Genomic DNA, 18,468 nt, shown 5'->3' with positions numbered 1-18,468 from the left:
AATGAGGACAAGGCGAAAACTATTGATTGTTGACGAGACACGTGATAAAATAATATGAGACTTAAAATGTGAAATAATGTCATTTGATAAAATATATTTATTACTGACAGGATAAAGCGGCATATTAAATCAATTGAACGATACGTATGAATATTGAATACAAATTTCGTCAACAAATATTGTTGGATTTCTGAATTCGGAGACTTAAAATGAAATGACTGCACGGGAGAAAAGGAAAAATGAATGCGGTGAGTTTAGAGAATAAAACAATTTTAGTCACAGGGGAGTGTGAAATAATAGGGTCAACCAAGAAAACCTACGATAACTAAAGGGTTTTGACTGCTTGAGTTGTCCTTCAAATGTTTTATTTGTTGAAAAGCTGCAAGATGCGGAAAATCCGGGGTTATATGTAGGAGGCTTTTGGAAGCTCTGTTTTGACCCACAAAAAGGAGCAGCAAATAAAGATTGAAGGAGAGTTCAAGCCTACGGTGGATTGCCTTTGTGCGACCCGCCGTAGGTTTGTTTTTATCCATAAGGGAATAGATGCAACATTAGCGATAAAAATGTGAGGATGGAATAGAGGAATGAATTCAAAAAAAGAAGTGCAGCACGTATACCTTGTCGGCGCGAAGTCATTGGGGGCTTACGGAGGTTATGAGACCTTTGTCTACAAGCTCACAGAGTATCACCAGAATAAAGAAAACATCAAATATCATGTTGCCTGCAAAGCCAATGGCGATGGCTGCATGGATGAGAGCAAATTTGATGGCGTGACAAAAATCAACGACCACGAATTTGAATTCCACAATGCCCACTGCTTCAAAATTGATGTTCCTCAGATTGGTCCTGCGCAGGCAATTTATTATGATGTTGCTGCACTAAAGGCTTGTTGCGAACATATCAAGAAAAACCATATCCCGCATCCGATTGTTTACATCATGGCTTGCCGCATTGGGCCTTTTGCTAGTCATTTTTACAGAGAAATCCATAAACTGGGTGGAACTGTGTATCTGAACCCGGATGGACATGAGTGGATGAGGGCAAAATGGTCGGCACCAATTCGGAAGTATTGGAAGATTTCTGAGCAGATGATGGTCAAATATTGCGACCTTGCTATCTGTGACTCTGTGAATATCGAGAAGTATATCCACGAGTGTTATGACGGAAAAGGCATCAAAGGCAGAAATCCGAAGACTACATTTATTGCGTATGGTGCAGATCTGACCCTTAGTAAGTTGGCTGATGACGATGAGAAGCTGATGAACTGGTATAGAGAAAAAGGACTGACAAAAAAGGACTACTACCTTGTCGTCGGTCGTTTTGTACCGGAGAACTCTTTTGAAGTTATGATTCGGGAGTTCATGAAAAGCAAGAGCAAAAAGAACTTTGCGATTATTACGAATGTGAATGAAAAGTTCTTAAATGAGCTTGAGGAAAAACTTCATTTCAAGAGTGATAAGAGAATCAAATTTGTCGGCACTGTTTACGATCAGGAACTGCTGAAGAAGATTCGTGAGAATGCCTATGCTTATTTCCACGGTCATACGGTTGGTGGTACGAACCCGTCTCTGATTGAAGCTCTCGGCAGTACAGATTTAAACCTGCTGGTTGATGTTGGCTTTAATAAAGAAGTCGCAGAGGATTGTGCTCTTTATTGGAGCCGCAAGCCGGGGAGTCTTGCAAAGTTGGTCGATAAGACGGATCAGATGAATGCTGATGAAATTGCAGAGATGGGCCGGAAAGCCAAAAAGCGTGTGGCAGAAGAGTACACATGGGATAAGATATGTGGGCAGTATGAAGATGTGTTTGTGGGGAAATAAGCAATGAAAATATTAATGGTAAATAAATTCTTTTATATAAAGGGAGGGAGCGAGACCTATTATTTCGCTCTTAAAAGGAAACTTGAAAAAGAAGGTCATATAGTAATTGATTTTTCAATGAAAGATAAGAAAAATTTTGAATCTAAATATGCTGATTATTTTGTGGATAATGTTGACTATTCAGGGAGCACTTCGCTTATTAACAAGTTGAAAATGGGGATTAATATTATCTATTCCCAAGAAGCTAAGAGAAAATTTGAAGAATTGGTAATAAAAACCAAACCAGATATTGTCCATTTACATATCTTTCAACATCAATTATCACCATCAATCTTAGATGTATGCAAAAAGTATAATCTTCCAACGGTATATACTGCACATGACCTAAAAATGGTGTGTTTGAATTATAAAATGATGCATCATGGTCATGTTTGTGAAGATTGTAAAGACGGTCATATGTACCATTGTGCATTGAATAAATGTGTGAAAGATTCTTTTTCAAAAAGTTGCATTAATACCGTGGAAGGTTATTTACATAAGTGGAGAAAATCTTATGATGCAATTGACTATATTATAACACCGAGTGAATTTTATAAGACCAAATTTGAGGAATTTGGAGTTCAGCCTAATCGATTAGTTCACATTCCCAATTTTTTGGATAGAGAAGTACCTACAGTCAATGATAGAGAAGATCAAGAAAAATACTATCTTTATTTTGGAAGACTATCTGAAGAGAAAGGTATACTGACGCTTATAAAGGCGATTGAGAATGTTAATGCTAATTTGTATATAGTTGGTTCTGGACCGCTTAAAGGAGAAATTGAAAGATATATTTCGAGCAGAGAACTATACAATATAAAATTGCTAGGATTTAAAAGTGGTCAAGAATTGATTGACATTGTTGGAAATGCTAGAGCTGTAGTTCTTCCGTCTGAATGGTACGAAAATGGACCTTATTCAGCGATAGAAGCTTTACAGGTTGGAAGACCGATTATCGGCGCCAACATTGGAGGAATACCAGAGCTGGTTCGAAAGAATGGAGAGCTATTTACTAGCGGATGCATTGAAGAATTATCTGGGTGCATAAATAAATTTGAAAAAATATCAAGGGCTCGATATGACCAAATGAAAAAAGATTCATTTGATATGTTTGAGGAGTGCTACACTCCCAATGGACATTATGACAAGTTGATGAAGATTTATGAAAAAGCACAACGAAAACACGGAGAGTAGAATGAAAAAGGCACTTATTGTTGTAAATTTAGCAGGCTTTTTGACTTTTCTATGGAATGATATAAAAACTTTGCAAGAAATGGGGTATACAGTTTCAGTAGCAATGAATGCACGTATGCCAGATGGAAGTGACGCAGTTGAAGTTGAAAAATTGAAAAAAATGAAGATAGATTTTTTTCAAATAGATTTTGATACTAAAAATCCTTTATCAAGAGATAATGTAATTGCGTATAAACAATTAAAAAAAGTAGTGAATGAAGAATATGATTTGATTCATTGTCATACACCTATTGTTGGTATTTTGACCAGAATGGCAGCAAAGAAATATAGAAAGACTGGGACAACAGTTATATATACAACACATGGATTTACATTCACAGACAAGTCATCGAAAAAAAACTGGATTGTTTATTTTAACGCTGAAAAGCTAATGTCAAGATTCTGTGATGCTATTATTACAATAAATCATGAAGATTATAACAACGCAAAAAGAATGCATTGTCCTAAAGTTTATATTATTCCGAGCGTTGGTTTAGATAGTAATAGGTTTTCTAATTTAAGAATAAATAGAGACGAGTATAGAGCGTCATTTGGTGTAGAGCCAAAAGACCATATGGTTTTGTCTGTAGGTGAATTATCATCAAGAAAAAACCAGAAGATTATAATAGAAGCATTGGGTATGCTTGATAGAAAAGAACAGTATGTATTTGTAATTTGCGGAAGAGCAGTCGTTAATTCAACAATTGAGGAAGAACTCAAAGAAACAGCCTCTAAATTAGGAGTCAGGATCTTCTTGGCAGGACACAGACTTGATATTCCAGAGATAAATGCATGTGCAGATGTTGCTGTCATCCCATCCGTAAGAGAAGGATTTGGAATGACGGGAGTGGAGGCACTTGCATCAGGTGTACCTGTTGTGGGATCTGATGTACAGGGGATAAGAGAATATGTAATTCCCGGAAAAACAGGATATCTTTGCGACCCATACGATGCACATCAATTTGCAGACGCCATTGAAAAAATAGTGAATTTGCCATCAGAAGAAAGAGCCAAGATGGTAATTGATTGTAAAGAAAAAGCAAAAGAATTTGATGTATCCAAGTCTATTGCAGCTATGAAGAATATATACCAGGAAGTATTATGCCATGACGGAAAATAAGATAGTTAGAGATAAGATGCCACTAGTAAGTGTAGTTGTGCCGATATATAATGTGGAACTTTACCTGAAAGAGTGCGTTGCTTCGATTCTTTCCCAAACATATAAGAATATTGAAGTGATTTTAGTTGATGACGAGTCTCCAGATTTATGTGGAAAAATATGCGATGACTATGCAGCAATGGACGGCAGAATCAAGGTTGTTCATAAGAAAAATGGTGGTTTGTCTGATGCCAGAAATGCTGGAATGAAAGTTGCAACAGGAGATTTAATTACTTTTGTTGACAGTGACGACTATATTTCAAAGAATTTTGTGAAAATTCTTTTTGAAGCTATGTCAGAGAACAATTCTGATATAGCTATTGCAAATATGAAGAGGACGAGCAGACGCGATGATAAAAATACTGTAATAGATTGGAAAGTGTCCAGTTACAAAAATGAAGATGCTTTGATTCGGATGCTATATGGTACACCATTTGGCACGTCTGCATGTGGAAAACTTTTTAAAAGAAGTCTGTTTACAGATGTTGAATTCCCATATGGAAAATTCTCTGAAGATCTCTTTACAATCTATAAAACAATTTTGAAGAGTGAAAATGTAACCTATGTGGGATTTGATGGTTATTTTTACTATTATCGCGATGAGGGAAGCATCGTCGTTTCTGGATATAAGGAAAAGCATTTAGAAGCTTTGGATGCTATCGATGATATTGCAAGAGCGGTAAAAGGAAAAACACAATTTGATAACGCACTGTCGACTCAATATATAAATGTTGTATATGATATTGCTGCGAGAAATCCACAGCTTTCAGAGTTTCAGAATAAACGCATTCAGAGTGTATTGAAATCGCATCGGATGAATGTGCTAAAAGATGGTAATGCCCCAAAGAGATTACGGGCTTTTGCTGCGATATCATTATTTGGAAATAGAATAGCACTTAAAGTTGTCGTTGCGAGAAATAGGAAGTGGAAGGCGTAAAGAGGGGAGGCAAAAAGAGATGACACCATATATTATTGTATTTATGATTTCGATAGGTCTTTTTGCGCTTTCTGATCGGGTGAAATATACACAAAGGAAACCGATTGTATTCATATCAGTTATGGCATTGTGTTTGTTAGCAGGAATGAGAGCGGTGGGTGTTGGAACAGATACACGAGTTTATTTAATGCCTGTTTATGAGGCAGCGAAAAGAAGCCATAGCATTGGTGAGTATTTGAACTCATCTTTCCATGCTTTCACATGGACAACAGATTATGTGAAGGATATGGAACCATTGTTTCCGTTATTAGTTTTGATTGTAACAAAAATTACAGGTTCATTATATTGCGTTCAAACTATACTGGAATTATGTGTGATTCTGCCACTATATGTTGCCGTTAGAAAAGATAAGAACACAAGCCTTGGGATGGCGATGTTTGTCTTTTGCATGGCATTTTATAATCCCTCGATGAATATGATGCGTCAGTCAATCGCTATGTCTTTAGGAGTCCTGGGATTTGAATATTGGAAAAATGCAGAAAAGAAAAATGCGTTTATCTGTGTGATTATTGCTTTCTTATTCCACACAAGCTCATTGCTGATATTACTGATTTATCTTCTGTATGATTATATTGTCAAAGGAACAACTTTGAGCATAACAGGAAACAATGTTAGTAAGAGAAATGAAACTCCTAGAATGCTGATATCTATGGGGATTGGTTTCGTAGTGATGATTATGATGTCAGCGATTGTGTCTGCTTTGTCGGCTGTTGGATTTGGGGAATATGTCAGCTACGTTACAGGAAAATTGGTTTTTATGCCAAACCAGCTTTTAATCCGTATTCCTCAAATAATATTGATCATCTGGAGTTATAGATATTTGAGAAAAGATGGAGAAGACATTTCATTTTTCTTGGTTATGGAGGTATATGCAGTCTTGTTTTCACAGTTTACCAGTGTGAGCGGGTATGGTGGAAGAATTGCTTTATACTTTGCGATTTTTGAGGTGCTTGTCATATCACAGGCAATGAGTGCATTAAAACCAAGAAAAAGCGGAATAATTATTCGACCGTTAATCATAGGATATTATATGTTTTATTGGTGGTACTATTTTGTATTTGTTGGTGCGCATCAAACAGTACCGTATATATTTATGAGATAGAGGAGAAACGAGTAGATGGATAAAAAAATCGGTATTATGTCTATGCAAAGGATTATTAATTATGGATCTTTTTTGCAAGCGTATGGTTTGAAAAAAATGATTGAGTCGGTTTCAAAATCAGAAGTTGAATTTATAGATTACAGATTTGGTGTTGATATTACAAATAGATTAAAAAAACCGCAGTCTAAAGCTGAAAGCATAGTGGATAAGATTCTGAAAAACAGAACCCCATGGAATTATCTGAAAAAAAAGAACTTTTTCAAAGAAATAGAAAGAAATTTAATCCTGGATTTAAAGAATATTGGGGTTGATAAACTGAATTATGACTGTGAGGTTGACACGTTAGTGATTGGAAGTGATGAAGTATTTAATTGCCTTCAACCATATCCAGTAGGATATTCTAAGCAGTTATTTGGAGATGGATATGCACACTCCAAGATTGTTTCATATGCGGCTTCTTTTGGAAGCACACGTTATGAAGATTTGGTAGATACAGGAATTGCACACGAAATTAAAACAATGCTGTCAAGATTTGCAGCTATTTCTGTGCGTGATGAAAATAGTGCTCATATTGTTAGGCAATTGCTCGGTTACTCTCCGGAAATTCATATGGATCCAGTTCTGATGTATGATTTTACACAAGAAATTGCAGAGTATACGACTTATGAAAGAGATTATATCATTTTATATGCATACACGGGCAGATTAAGCAGAGAAGAAGAAAACTATATAAAAAAATTTGCAAAAAGGCACAATAAGAGGATTATATGTGTTGGACATTATTCAAATATTGCGGATAAAAATATAATTTGCAATCCGTTGTATGTATTTTCCTATTTCAAAAATGCAGATTATGTCATTACGGATACATTTCATGGTACAGTCTTCTCTATTAAAATGAATACAAAATTTTGTACTCTGGTAAGAGATTCAAATCGCAATAAATTAGAAGCATTACTTAATAAACTTGATAAATTGGATAGAAAAGTGGAAAAACTAGAGGATATTGAGCGATTATATAATACCGAAGTTGATTTTTATAAAACTAATCAAATAATTGAACAAGAGCGTAAAAAAACAACGTTGTATTTAAAGGAAAATATTTAAAATGGGTAGTGAGTCAAGAAATAGATACTTATTAAAAAACACATTGATTTTTACACTTGGCAATATTGGCTCTAGGATGATTTCTTTTTTCTTGATTCCATTGTATACTAATGTTTTAACAACGAGTCAGTATGGTACGGTGGATCTTATAACTACTATTAGTACAGTTGCAGGGCCAATGCTTACATTGAATATTGCTGAGTCGGTTATGCGGTTCGGGTTAGACAAAGATGCAGATAAGGAAAAAAACACACAGTGTGGAAGCATAGTTCTACTTATTGCGATGATAATTGGACTGGTTTTAATTCCAATATGCAGATGCATCACAGAAGTATCTGACTATGCGATGTATGTTTATTTTTATGTCATTTCTTTATCTGCTAGTCAACTGTTTCTATGCGATTTACGCGGAAAGGAATTGTTACTTAAGTATTCACTTGGAAATATCCTTCAGACATTGATGATAGCGATTTTAAATATAACATTTTTACTTGTCTTTAAGATGGAAACAGGTGGATATTTATTGGCATATATCATTGCAAACTTTATAGTTGCGATTTATGCCATTATTGCAGGAAAAGGATATAAAGCGTTCTCGTTTCACAACATAGATCGTTGCAAACTCAAAGAGATGATTCGGTATTCGGTTGTTCTTATCCCGAACACATTTATGTGGTGGATCATGAATTCTTCAGATAGAGTTATGGTGACCTACATGATTGGTGCAGCGGCTAACGGAATCTATGCTGTTTCTTATAAACTTCCCACCCTTGTATCAACACTGACAGGAATATTTAATCAAGCATGGAGTTATTCTGCGATTCGTGAAGAGGGCACGAGTGATGAAACTGAATACAACAATAAAATGTTCAAAACACTTTCTGCAATTGCGTTTATGATGGGAATTGGCCTTTTGCTATTAACAAAACCATTCTTGGGAGTTTATGTGGCTGATAGTTATTATGACGCTTGGAAATATACTCCGTTTTTGATTATTGGATGTGTTTATTTAACATTGGGCACCTTCATGGCAACAAGTTATACTGTACATAAGGATAGTTTTGGCTATTTGTTTTCTGGATCGTTTGGCGCAGCGTTTAATATACTATTGAATTTTATCTTGATTCCAGTGATAGGAGTCTATGGTGCTGCATTAGCAACATGTATAAGTTATATTGCTGTTTTTATGTTCCGTGTGTTCCACACTAGAAAATATATTAAGTATGATATTATGTATAAGGAATTCATTTTAGGTTCGTTATTAATGCTTGTGTCTGCAATTTTAATGTTTGTAGATGGAATGAAAGGATTCCTTCTTCAACTTGTGATTCTTTTGATTGGATTTACGGTGTTTTCCAAAACTTGGATTCCGATGTTACAGTTTTTTCTAAATAAAATTCAAAGGAAGCGGGTGAGCTAATGCAGAAGTTGGTTAGCATTATTGTTCCAGTATATAATGTTGAAAAGTATATTGATAAGTGTGTTAGATCATTATTAAAACAAGATTATGGAAATATAGAAGTAATTCTTGTTGACGATGGTTCTCCTGATAAAAGTGGTTATATCATTGATAGACTGAAAGAGGAAGACAATCGAATAGTTGTAATACATCAGGAAAATCATGGCGTTTCTAGTGCTAGAAATGCAGGAATGGCTGTCGCTTCAGGTGAGTATATCACCTTTGTCGATGGAGATGATTGGGTTGATGCTAACTATGTGACATATTTTGTTGATTTACTAGAGAAATCAAGCTGCGATGTTGTGATGAATAAGAATAATTATTCAGGTTGCAATGATATATCAAAAAATAATTTTTCTGTGATTAGTGCGGAAAAAGCTATTGAGTGGATTTATTTGGGAGATCTTTTTGTAGCAGTTTGGAATAAGATGTATCGAAGGAGTGTGCTCGAAGAGAATTATATAAAATTTAATGAAAAAATTTGGTATGGTGAAAGAATGCTTTTTAATGTTGAGTTTCTACAACATGTAAACAGTGTGGCAGTTGGTGAAAGCGCAGTTTACCATCAAACTTTTAATCCTGATAGTGCGATGAGAAAATTCAATTTAAAGAGTAACTTGTGTGGAATCAAATCTTTGGAATTGCAAAAGGAAGCATGGATAAAAAAGAATATTGATATTGAGAAAGCATGGGAATATCACAGGTATTGTTTCAATAGAAGTATAATTGATGGCCTTGTTCGATCTAATATGATTTTAGAATATAATGAAACGTATAAGGAGTGTGTTTCTAACCTTAGGAAAAACATATTTTTGCCATTAAAAATGGAAAAAAGTATTAAGAAAAAAATTATGTGGTGTTGCTATTTTATTTCACCAAGGCTCATGGCTATTAGAAAAGCTATAGGATTTAAGAAGGCTGCGAAAACTGGGGGGGGGGTATAAGAAATAATGTTATAATAGAGAAAACAGCGTATATTCTTGTGCCTATCACGGGAGGTGCTTTTGCATGAAAACCGTGTGCGCTAAGGATATGTGTGCTGGTTGTATGGCTTGCATAAATATGTGCAAAAAGAGTGCTATTACTATTGTAGATGATTACAAGACATATAATGCCGTAATTGATGAAGTAAAGTGCGTGAATTGTGGGTTGTGTGAAAAAATTTGTCCTAATGTAAAATGCGTGGAGCAGGTTAACCCTATCTTTTGGAAAGAAGGATGGGCATTGAATCCTGAAATCAGAAGTAATGCATCTTCAGGAGGAATTGCTTCATCAATTATATATTCATTTATTAAAAATGGTGGATATGTTGCTTCGTGTATGCTTAATAAGGGAGAATTTGTTTTTGAATTGACAAATTCGACCCAAAGGGCTGAGCAATTTGTAGGATCTAAATATGTTAAAAGTAATCCAAAAACAATATATATAGATATTGAAAGGAAACTACAAGAAGGGAAAAAAGTCCTTTTTGTTGGATTGCCATGTCAAGTTGCGGCATTGAAAAATTTCTCACGCAATCAAGATAATTTGTATACAGTGGATTTAATATGCCACGGGTCCCCTTCACCTGAATTGTTGAAGATGTATTTAAAAGAAAAATCAGTGGATATCGAAGAATTAGAAGGGTTGAATTTCCGTGAGAAAACATCATTTGGCTTAAGATCAGTAGGGAAAAATAATGGTTTTCCGCGGATTGTTGATATGTATACATATGCTTTCCTGAAAAGTATTGATTATACTGAGAATTGTTATTCCTGTCGTTATGCGTCACAATCTCGTGTTTCAGATATTTCATTAGGTGATTCATGGGGAAGTGAATTGTCTGAAGAGGAAAAGAAAAAGGGAATATCTTTAGTTCTCTGTCAAACGAAAAAGGGAGAAGAATTACTAAAAAAGTCAAATGTGGAACTATTTGATGCGGATATTACAAGAGCGATCCAATTAAATCATCAATTGGAATATCCATCGAGAATTCCATCATCAAGAATGTTTTTCTTTGAAAACTTAGAAAAGGGTTTTGATTTTGCTATGAAGAAAATACTACCGAAAGAATATTTGAAAAATGAAATCAAGATTATTTTGTCTAAAGTTGGAATTAGAAGATAAACTTTCATATTGACAAAGAGTTGGGAGATGACACAATCTTGAGAGCAGAGCAGAGCAGAGCAGAGCAGAGCAGAGCAGAGCAGAGCAGAGCAGAGCAGAGCAGAGCAGAGCAGAGCGTTTATCATGGCTTGACGTGTTAAAAGGGATAGGCATAATCCTTGTTGTTATAGGGCATATCTATTCCAATCAAACCATCTTTAATTGGTTGTATTCCTTCCATATGCCGCTGTTTTTCTTGGCAGCAGGATGGGTGTATAAAGAAAAAACAGTTTTAGCAGACATAAAGCGAAGAATCCAAACCATTGTTATTCCGTATTTCTCATTCGGTTTTCTGGTTCTTATCTACTGGCAATTGATGGAGAGAAGATTCCGGGATTCAGATATGAGTTTTATGGATTCTTTGTTCGGTTTATTCTCTGGCTGTTATGATAATTTGGAGTTCAACATCCATTTGTGGTTCTTACCATGTTTCTTTGTAACGGTAATCCTTTTTAATATACTGGTTAATCTAGGCGGAAGGAGAATGGCTTATCTTGTTTCTGCTCTAATGAGTTTAGCTTTTATTGTGGTTCCAATGCATGGACTTATTTGGGGCATTGATCGTGTATTCAAGTACATAGGATTCTATGCTGTGGGTGTGTTCATAGCGGGGAAAAGCGTGAAAGCGGTAAAGAAAAAAGTGAAAGCAGGAATAGTAGCGATAGTTCTGCTTGCTTTGAGCTTTTCCTTATCATGCTATCATTTAACTATGGGAATCATGTGGTTTGTAACAGCCATGATTGGTGTTGCTGCTGTAATTCTGATTTCTCAACTTATCAACGAGAATAGAATCCTGCAATACTTTGGTCGGATTTCTCTAATTATTCTTTGTATTCACGGCCCTGTGTATCGAATCGTAGTAAAAATTGTATCAATTCTGTTGAATGTGAGTACAGATGCAGTGAGAGAAAATTTTCTACTGGCCATGGTAGTGGTAGTTATTACGATGGCAATATGCAGTACGGCATATGAGGTTGTTGTAAGACTTGCCCCATGGATGGTGGGAAAGAAAAAAGTAAAGGAAAACTAACAATGTCTAAATACTTTGGAACCGATGGCTTCCGTGGAGAAGCTGGAATTACATTAACAGCAGACCATGCCTATAAGGTTGGTCGCTTCTTAGGCTGGTATTATAATGCTCTCCGTGAGCGCAACGGTGACACCGACCCTGCTCGTATTGTTATTGGTAAGGATACCCGCCGCAGCTCGTACATGTTCGAGTACAGCCTTGTGGCTGGTCTGACCGCTTCTGGTGCAGATGCCTATTTGCTCCATGTTACCACTACTCCATCTGTGGCGTACATCGCTCGCGTGGATGACTTTGATTGCGGCATTATGATCTCCGCCAGTCACAATCCGTACTACGACAATGGCATCAAGCTAATCGACTGCTACGGCGAGAAAATGCCTGAGGAAACTCTGCTGCTGGTGGAGGACTACATCGATGGCAAACTCCATGTCTTTGATAAGGACTGGCCAGAGTTGCCCTTTGCACATCGTGAGCATATCGGCTGCACGGTAGACTATGTGGCTGGCCGCAACCGTTACATGGGGTACCTGATCTCGCTGGGCATCTACTCCTTTAAGGGTGTCAAGGTCGGTTTGGATTGCGCCAATGGTAGCTCCTGGAATATCGCAAAGTCCGTGTTCGATGCGCTTGGCGCAGATACCTATGTCATCAATAATAATCCGAATGGTCTGAACATCAATAACAATGCAGGTTCAACCCATATCGAGGGCCTTCAGAAGTTTGTTGTGGAGAATGGCTTGGATGTTGGTTTTGCTTACGATGGTGATGCTGACCGCTGCCTGTGCGTGGACGAAAAGGGCAATGTTATCACTGGCGACCATATCCTTTACATTTACGGTTGCTACATGAAGGAACGTGGTAAGCTGTTAAATAATACTGTTGTCACCACAGTTATGTCCAACTTTGGTCTCTACAAGGCTTTCGATGAGCAAGGTATCGGCTATGCTAAGACCGCTGTGGGCGATAAGTATGTTTATGAGTATATGGCCAAGAATGGCTGTCGTATCGGCGGCGAGCAGAGTGGACATATCATCTTCTCCAAGTACGCCAGTACGGGTGATGGTATCCTGACGAGTTTAAAAATGATGGAAGTTATGCTGGCTAAGAAGAAGTCGATGAGCGAATTGGCAGCAGCGCTGAAAATTTATCCGCAGGTGCTGGAGAATGTTCGCGTAACGGATAAAAAAGCGGCACAGAACGATGAGGCTGTGCAAACAGCAGTAAAGAAAGTGGCCGAAGGACTGGGGGATACAGGCCGGATTCTGGTTCGTGAATCCGGCACGGAGCCTGTGGTGCGTGTGATGGTGGAAGCCCCTGATCACGATACTTGTCAGAAATATGTTTCCGAAGTTGTCAATGTGATTCGTGATAGAGGATATAAAGCGTAAAGTCAATGACGACTCTGGCAATGTAAGCGCTCAGTGTCGATGCGGCTAGTTTGATACTTTTGAAAGTGCCATAATCATGGGAAACGAGAGTATTTTAGTCTCAGTCTTCCCACTGGCATTCACAGTAGTGGATCATTTCACTACACTGCCGCTTCCCACTATGGGACTATTTTATGTTCCAAAGGTGGACGAGCACTTTGTTGGTAGTTTGGCAGTGATTCCGCTGCAGCTGTTGGGATATTACGTATCTGTGGCGAAGGGACTGGATGTGGATAAGCCGAGAAACCTTGCAAAGAGTGTGACAGTGGAATAAAAGATAGCAAGAGGAAAAAGTTATGAAAACAACATTACTTATTAGTAGGTCAAGTAATGACCTTTAAAGCTTATGAAAACGAAAAAACGAATAAAAATCGGAATAGCTACGACTTTTGTAATTGTTATACTGATGTCTCTCTGTGGAAGCCGATTTGTTTTTCAAAAAGCATGTGTACGAAGGGAAACGTCATGGCTGAACATGGGAACAGCAGATGACTACATATACAACCTTCTTGTGGATGCGTATAATATACGAAAAGAGAAGAATGAAACTGTTACAATAAAGGCTTCAGACGGAATAAATCTTGTGGGTCACTATTACGAAAGAGATAAGAACGCACCTTTGATTATATTCTTTCATGGTCTTTGGAGTAATGGATATGTAAGCGGAGAACCGACTTATAAAATTACAAAAAATCAAGGTTGGAATCTTCTTTTAGTTAGCATGCGTGCACATGATGAAAGTGAAGGCGAATTTTCAACATTAGGCGTTATAGAGCAATATGATTGCAAGGCTTGGGCGAACTGGGCTGTAGAACGCTTTGGAGAAGAAAAGTCGGTTTTCTTTATGGGAGTGTCAATGGGTGCTTCAGTTGCAATGATGAGTAGCAATCTGGGATTACCTAAATCAGTGAGAGGGATTATTGATGATTGTGGATTTACTTCCACAATGGAAATGATAGATGTGAATTGCAAGAGTCACCTTCCGGATTATATCCCGACAAAGATGTTTGACTTCTTTGTTGAGATGGGAACTAGCGTATGGGGACACTTTTGTATAAGTAAGGCAGACGCTTGCAAAGCTGTTTCACAGACGGATATTCCAATCTTAATTATACACGGAGACAGAGATACAAAAGCACCACTATCTATGGCATACAGACTTTATGATAGTTGTAGCAGTGAAAAACAGTTGTATGTGGTTCATGGAGCTAATCATGCAGAGAGCTATAGAAAAGATCCGGAAGGATATGAGAACGTAATAGCACAGTTTGTGGAAGAACATTCAGAAGCCTTGAAGAAAGAGTACTAAACTGTAAACGCAAAATGAACTAAATATGCCCCAAAAGTCGAATGCTGTCGAATTAGTGTCTGTATTAGGAAAAATAAAACTGTGTGAATTCTCACACGGTGGCTGCTCAAACCTTCACACACCTCTTCGTGGTGAGCAGTAGGCAACGATCTATGATCGGCAGAGATGTGAAGAATAAAAACTATGATAAAATCAATTTGATAGAAAAAACAATGAATACAACATTACTTATCATGGCAGCCGGTATCGATAGCCGTTTCGGAACGGGAATTAAACAGTTGGAGCCGGTGGATGATGCTAACCATATCATTATGGACTATTCCATCCATGATGCAATCGAAGCAGGATTTAATCATGTGGTATTTAGCATCCGCAAGGATATCGAGAAAGAGTTCAAAGAGGTTATCGGTGATCGCATTGCCTCTATTTGCACTTCTCATGATGTAACAGTGGACTACGCTTTTCAGGATATCAACGATATTCCGGGAGAACTTCCGGCAGGCCGTACAAAGCCGTGGGGAACTGGTCAGGCTGTGCTTGCAGCGAAAAAAGTGATTGATACACCGTTCATCGTTATCAATGCAGACGATTACTATGGCAAGGAAGGCTTCAAGGCTGTACACGAGTATCTGGTGAATGGTGGCAAGTCCTGTATGGCAGGCTTTGTGCTGAAGAATACCCTGTCTGATAATGGCGGTGTGACTCGTGGTATCTGCAAGATGGATGAGAATGGAAACTTGACTGAGGTTGTGGAAACCAAGAACATCGTAAAGACTGCAGATGGAGCAGAGGCAGACGGTGTGGTTGTTGATGTGAATTCTCTGGTATCCATGAATATGTGGGGATTGAATCCTGATTTTTTGGATGTGCTGGAAAATGGTTTCAAGGAGTTTTTCGAGAAAGAAGTACCGAGCAATCCTCAGAAAGCCGAGTATCTGATCCCAATCTTCATCGGTGAGCTGCTGGAGCAGGGAAAGATGTCCGTAAAGGTCCTGAAGACCAACGATACTTGGTATGGTATGACCTACCACGAGGATGTCGCAGCCGTAAAAAACAGCTTCAAGAAAATGTTGGCGGATGGTGTGTACAAGGCTGATTTGTTTTCAGATCTGTGATATACTTGAACCATCATAACAGGAAAGAGGTTTGTGTCCTATGCCCAGAACCAAAGGTAGCAAAAATAAGCCAAAAACTGTGACTGCTGATTTTGCAACACAGATTGCGGAAAAGCAGTCCGCGAAGGAAGCACTCACAGCGGAAATCGCATCCATCACCGCCAACATTGACACTTTAAAGGCTAACCTGAAAGAGAAGAAGACTGCTCTGAAGAAGGCCGAAAAAGAAGTGGCAACGCTGGAAGCAAAGAACTTCTCTTTGATAAATTCGGCTAAGTGATATGGAGATTCTGTACAATGTATGGGAATTGCGATGATGAAAACATGTGTAATTTAATAATCCTGTTGATTTTAAGTATTGGAATATTGGCACTGCTGGGAATAAGTAAATACTCTTTTCAGAAAGCCTGCCTGAGAAGAGAAATTCGATGGCCAGATTTAGGAATTGCTGATGACTGGCAGTATGAAATTCTTACAGAGGCATATAAAATAAAAAATGAGCCAAATAGAAAAATTACAATTACGGCATCTGATGGAGTACAATTAGTTGGTCACTATTATGAAAGAAAGAAAAATGCGCCAGTCATAATCTTTTTTCATGGGCTTTGGGGTAATTGTTATACGAATAGTGTGCCAATCTATAGAATAACAGAAGAAAAAGAATGGAATCTTCTGTTGGTGAACTTACGAGCACACAATGAAAGTGAAGGTGACGTTTCAACACTTGGCGTTTTAGAAAGATACGACTGTCGTGAGTGGGCAAATTGGGTGGATTCTGAATTTGGAGAACAGGTACCTATATTCCTTATGGGAATTTCCATGGGAGGAGCGGTAGCAGTGATGAGTAGTGATTTAGAATTGCCGGAATCAGTTTGTGGAATTATTGATGATGCTGGGTTTACATCACCATTAGAAATGATAAAAATAGGCAGTAAAGAGAAACTTCGTTTTGAATTACTGACAGATTTATTCGCTCGGATAGTGAATGCAGGAACAAAAATTTGGGGTAGATTTGACTTGAAAGAAGCAAACGCATGTGCCGCAGTGTCTAAGACAAGTGTGCCAGTTCTAATTATTCATGGAGACAAGGATAAGAATGCACCAGTATCTATGGCGTATAAAATTTACAATAGTTGCAAAAGTGAAAGAGAGTTGTACATAGTTTCTGAGGCAGGGCATACTGGATGCTATAGAACAGATCCTGAAAAATACAAAATGATTGTTTCTGAATTTATTGAAAAACATATTCCGCGATGAAGAAAGAACAATCTATGTTTTTAGAATAAGACCACATTGGTGCCAGACTAAGATTACGTGCCAGACACCTGGTACTAAAAAAAGAAAAAAGTGCCAGACCCCCGGTACTAAACTGTAAACGCAAAATGAACAAAATATGACCAAAAAGTCGAATACTGTCGAACTCGTGCCTGTATTCGACAAAATAAGGCCGTGTGGAAATCCACACGGTAGCTGCTCAGATAATCACACACCTCTTCGTGGTGAGCAGTAGGCAACGATCTATGATCGGCAGAGATAAACAGAATATAAAAAGTAGATTAAGCCCTACAAGGCTCAAATTGGTTCAAAACCGATTGAAAGCCTTGTAGGGCTTATTTTTTTGTGCTTTTTCAAATTTATTTGTGAAAAAAGTTGTCCAAGACTTGACATCGGGCGGCATTGATTGGCAGCGCGAGAAATGGCAATCAGGACTTGGTTCTAAGTTTATCCACCAAGGCGAAAAAAATGCTGCGAAATATGCGGACGAGGTCATTGTTCTGAGCAAGGGCGTGCAGGACTATTTTAAGGAAACTTATGGAAGAGAAACGCACTTTATCCCTAATGGCGTGAATAGGCCGCAGATTCGGGAAGCAAGTCTGATTACAGATAAGTTCGGGCTGAAAAAAGGCTCATGTCAGTGCCATGAACCGAGCTGCTTGATACCGATTTGCACAAAAAATTCGCCGTCTCCTTGTGGAAACGGCGAACATAAATCTTATATTATTTTTTCTGTCTACTTGACGGAGTGCGCTTCACAACTTAATCGCTGGTTTTCCGGGGGCTTACTATTAACACAAACCCAACCTTACATTATTCCGGTTTGACCTGCAGCTCCTGCTCGCAGTAAATGCAGCGATACTTGCCATTGGAGCTCAGCTCAAAGATCTGGTCGCACTCTTCCTCAATGGAAGAGATGCAGCGCGGGTTTTTGCACCGCACGATGTTTACCAGGCGCTTGGGGGGCTGGGGTTTCTCTTTCTTGATGGCTTTGCCGTCCTGGATGACGGTCACGCTGATGTTGGGGTCAAGGTAGGCCAGCACATCCAGGTTGAGCCAGGAGGAGTCGCCCTCCACCTTGATGATGTCCTTGCGGCCGCACTCTGTTTTGTGGGAGCGGGCGTTCTGGATGAGGGCCACGCTGGCCGTGCGGTTGCCCTTGATGCCCAGCAGATCCATCAGGCCGATGGCGGTGCCGGCTTTGATGTGGTCGATGACAATGCCATTCTGGATCTCGTCAATGTTCAGCAT

17 protein-coding genes are annotated in these 18,468 nt (G+C 38.2%); 16 read left to right on the top strand and 1 reads right to left on the bottom strand.

Features of this window, described 5'->3' with window-relative positions:
• Positions 1-584 precede the first annotated feature (584 nt).
• The 16 genes from cps2T to C4N22_RS13165 all read left to right on the top strand — a co-directional run bounded on the left by cps2T (position 585) and on the right by C4N22_RS13165 (position 18,044).
• The gene (gene cps2T / locus C4N22_RS02295; protein WP_112147846.1) at positions 585-1,820 is read left to right on the top strand and encodes a beta 1-4 rhamnosyltransferase Cps2T; all 1,236 of its coding nucleotides are present in this window, start codon (positions 585-587) and stop codon (positions 1,818-1,820) included.
• 3 nt (positions 1,821-1,823) lie between these two features.
• Positions 1,824-3,053, top strand: coding sequence for a glycosyltransferase family 4 protein (locus tag C4N22_RS02290; RefSeq protein ID WP_112147845.1), 1,230 nt, complete (start codon positions 1,824-1,826; stop codon positions 3,051-3,053).
• 1 nt (position 3,054) lies between these two features.
• Positions 3,055-4,212: a glycosyltransferase gene (locus C4N22_RS02285; protein ID WP_181567149.1), complete on the top strand. Its 1,158-nt coding sequence runs from the start codon at positions 3,055-3,057 to the stop codon at positions 4,210-4,212.
• On the top strand, positions 4,199-5,188 hold the full coding sequence (locus tag C4N22_RS02280; protein ID WP_112147843.1) for a glycosyltransferase family 2 protein: 990 nt from the start codon (positions 4,199-4,201) through the stop codon (positions 5,186-5,188). The genes C4N22_RS02285 and C4N22_RS02280 overlap by 14 nt, the downstream gene beginning before the upstream one ends.
• Before the next feature lie 19 nt (positions 5,189-5,207).
• Positions 5,208-6,350 (top strand): EpsG family protein, encoded by a 1,143-nt coding sequence (locus tag C4N22_RS02275; RefSeq protein ID WP_112147842.1) that lies wholly within the window; start codon positions 5,208-5,210, stop codon positions 6,348-6,350.
• 15 nt (positions 6,351-6,365) lie between these two features.
• Positions 6,366-7,457 (top strand): polysaccharide pyruvyl transferase family protein, encoded by a 1,092-nt coding sequence (locus tag C4N22_RS02270; RefSeq protein ID WP_112147841.1) that lies wholly within the window; start codon positions 6,366-6,368, stop codon positions 7,455-7,457.
• A gap of 1 nt (position 7,458) precedes the next feature.
• A complete protein-coding gene (locus C4N22_RS02265; protein ID WP_112147840.1) occupies positions 7,459-8,877 on the top strand; it encodes an oligosaccharide flippase family protein in 1,419 nt (472 codons plus the stop codon).
• Positions 8,877-9,860 (top strand): glycosyltransferase family 2 protein, encoded by a 984-nt coding sequence (locus C4N22_RS02260; RefSeq protein WP_112147839.1) that lies wholly within the window; start codon positions 8,877-8,879, stop codon positions 9,858-9,860. The genes C4N22_RS02265 and C4N22_RS02260 overlap by 1 nt, the downstream gene beginning before the upstream one ends.
• A 64-nt stretch (positions 9,861-9,924) precedes the next feature.
• Positions 9,925-11,022: a Coenzyme F420 hydrogenase/dehydrogenase, beta subunit C-terminal domain gene (locus C4N22_RS02255; RefSeq protein WP_242980922.1), complete on the top strand. Its 1,098-nt coding sequence runs from the start codon at positions 9,925-9,927 to the stop codon at positions 11,020-11,022.
• A 133-nt stretch (positions 11,023-11,155) separates the two neighbouring features.
• The gene (locus C4N22_RS02250) at positions 11,156-12,091 is read left to right on the top strand and encodes an acyltransferase family protein (RefSeq protein ID WP_112147838.1); all 936 of its coding nucleotides are present in this window, start codon (positions 11,156-11,158) and stop codon (positions 12,089-12,091) included.
• A gap of 2 nt (positions 12,092-12,093) precedes the next feature.
• Positions 12,094-13,479 carry a phosphoglucosamine mutase gene (glmM, locus tag C4N22_RS02245; protein ID WP_112147837.1) on the top strand — a complete coding sequence of 462 codons (1,386 nt, stop codon included), beginning with the start codon at positions 12,094-12,096 and terminating at the stop codon, positions 13,477-13,479.
• A gap of 385 nt (positions 13,480-13,864) precedes the next feature.
• Complete coding sequence (locus C4N22_RS02235; RefSeq protein ID WP_112147835.1) at positions 13,865-14,827, top strand: alpha/beta hydrolase; 963 nt, start codon at positions 13,865-13,867, stop codon at positions 14,825-14,827.
• Positions 14,828-15,039: 212 nt separating this feature from the next.
• Entirely contained in the window at positions 15,040-15,942 is a 903-nt protein-coding gene (locus C4N22_RS02230; RefSeq protein ID WP_112148013.1) for a sugar phosphate nucleotidyltransferase, read from the top strand.
• Positions 15,943-15,982: 40 nt separating this feature from the next.
• Complete coding sequence (locus C4N22_RS02225) at positions 15,983-16,222, top strand: hypothetical protein (protein ID WP_242980921.1); 240 nt, start codon at positions 15,983-15,985, stop codon at positions 16,220-16,222.
• 17 nt (positions 16,223-16,239) lie between these two features.
• A complete protein-coding gene (locus C4N22_RS02220; protein WP_112147834.1) occupies positions 16,240-17,199 on the top strand; it encodes an alpha/beta hydrolase in 960 nt (319 codons plus the stop codon).
• A 383-nt stretch (positions 17,200-17,582) separates the two neighbouring features.
• Positions 17,583-18,044, top strand: a complete 462-nt coding sequence (locus tag C4N22_RS13165) for a DUF1972 domain-containing protein (protein ID WP_112147833.1) — start codon at positions 17,583-17,585, stop codon at positions 18,042-18,044.
• On the opposite strand, the gene C4N22_RS02210 is transcribed toward C4N22_RS13165, so the two are convergent.
• Entirely contained in the window at positions 18,031-18,468 is a 438-nt protein-coding gene (locus C4N22_RS02210) for an aspartate carbamoyltransferase regulatory subunit (protein WP_022256149.1), read from the bottom strand. The genes C4N22_RS13165 and C4N22_RS02210 overlap by 14 nt on opposite strands.

Origin of the sequence: Faecalibacterium prausnitzii, from assembly GCF_003287495.1 — a bacterium.
Classification (GTDB): domain Bacteria; phylum Bacillota; class Clostridia; order Oscillospirales; family Ruminococcaceae; genus Faecalibacterium; species Faecalibacterium prausnitzii_I.
This window is presented reverse-complemented; position numbering and strand designations above follow the sequence as displayed.

Excerpts from the sequence above, each read along its gene's own strand:
- cps2T (WP_112147846.1), top strand. The coding sequence starts at position 585 with ATGAATTCAAAAAAAGAAGTGCAGCACGTATACCTTGTCGGCGCGAAG.
- C4N22_RS02290 (WP_112147845.1), top strand. The coding sequence starts at position 1,824 with ATGAAAATATTAATGGTAAATAAATTCTTTTATATAAAGGGAGGGAGC.
- C4N22_RS02285 (WP_181567149.1), top strand. The coding sequence starts at position 3,055 with ATGAAAAAGGCACTTATTGTTGTAAATTTAGCAGGCTTTTTGACTTTT.
- C4N22_RS02280 (WP_112147843.1), top strand. The coding sequence starts at position 4,199 with ATGACGGAAAATAAGATAGTTAGAGATAAGATGCCACTAGTAAGTGTA.
- C4N22_RS02275 (WP_112147842.1), top strand. The coding sequence starts at position 5,208 with ATGACACCATATATTATTGTATTTATGATTTCGATAGGTCTTTTTGCG.
- C4N22_RS02270 (WP_112147841.1), top strand. The coding sequence starts at position 6,366 with ATGGATAAAAAAATCGGTATTATGTCTATGCAAAGGATTATTAATTAT.
- C4N22_RS02265 (WP_112147840.1), top strand. The coding sequence starts at position 7,459 with ATGGGTAGTGAGTCAAGAAATAGATACTTATTAAAAAACACATTGATT.
- C4N22_RS02260 (WP_112147839.1), top strand. The coding sequence starts at position 8,877 with ATGCAGAAGTTGGTTAGCATTATTGTTCCAGTATATAATGTTGAAAAG.
- C4N22_RS02255 (WP_242980922.1), top strand. The coding sequence starts at position 9,925 with ATGAAAACCGTGTGCGCTAAGGATATGTGTGCTGGTTGTATGGCTTGC.
- glmM (WP_112147837.1), top strand. The coding sequence starts at position 12,094 with ATGTCTAAATACTTTGGAACCGATGGCTTCCGTGGAGAAGCTGGAATT.
- C4N22_RS02235 (WP_112147835.1), top strand. The coding sequence starts at position 13,865 with ATGAAAACGAAAAAACGAATAAAAATCGGAATAGCTACGACTTTTGTA.
- C4N22_RS02230 (WP_112148013.1), top strand. The coding sequence starts at position 15,040 with ATGAATACAACATTACTTATCATGGCAGCCGGTATCGATAGCCGTTTC.
- C4N22_RS02225 (WP_242980921.1), top strand. The coding sequence starts at position 15,983 with ATGCCCAGAACCAAAGGTAGCAAAAATAAGCCAAAAACTGTGACTGCT.
- C4N22_RS02220 (WP_112147834.1), top strand. The coding sequence starts at position 16,240 with ATGTATGGGAATTGCGATGATGAAAACATGTGTAATTTAATAATCCTG.
- C4N22_RS02210 (WP_022256149.1), bottom strand. The coding sequence starts at position 18,468 with ATGCTGAACATTGACGAGATCCAGAATGGCATTGTCATCGACCACATC.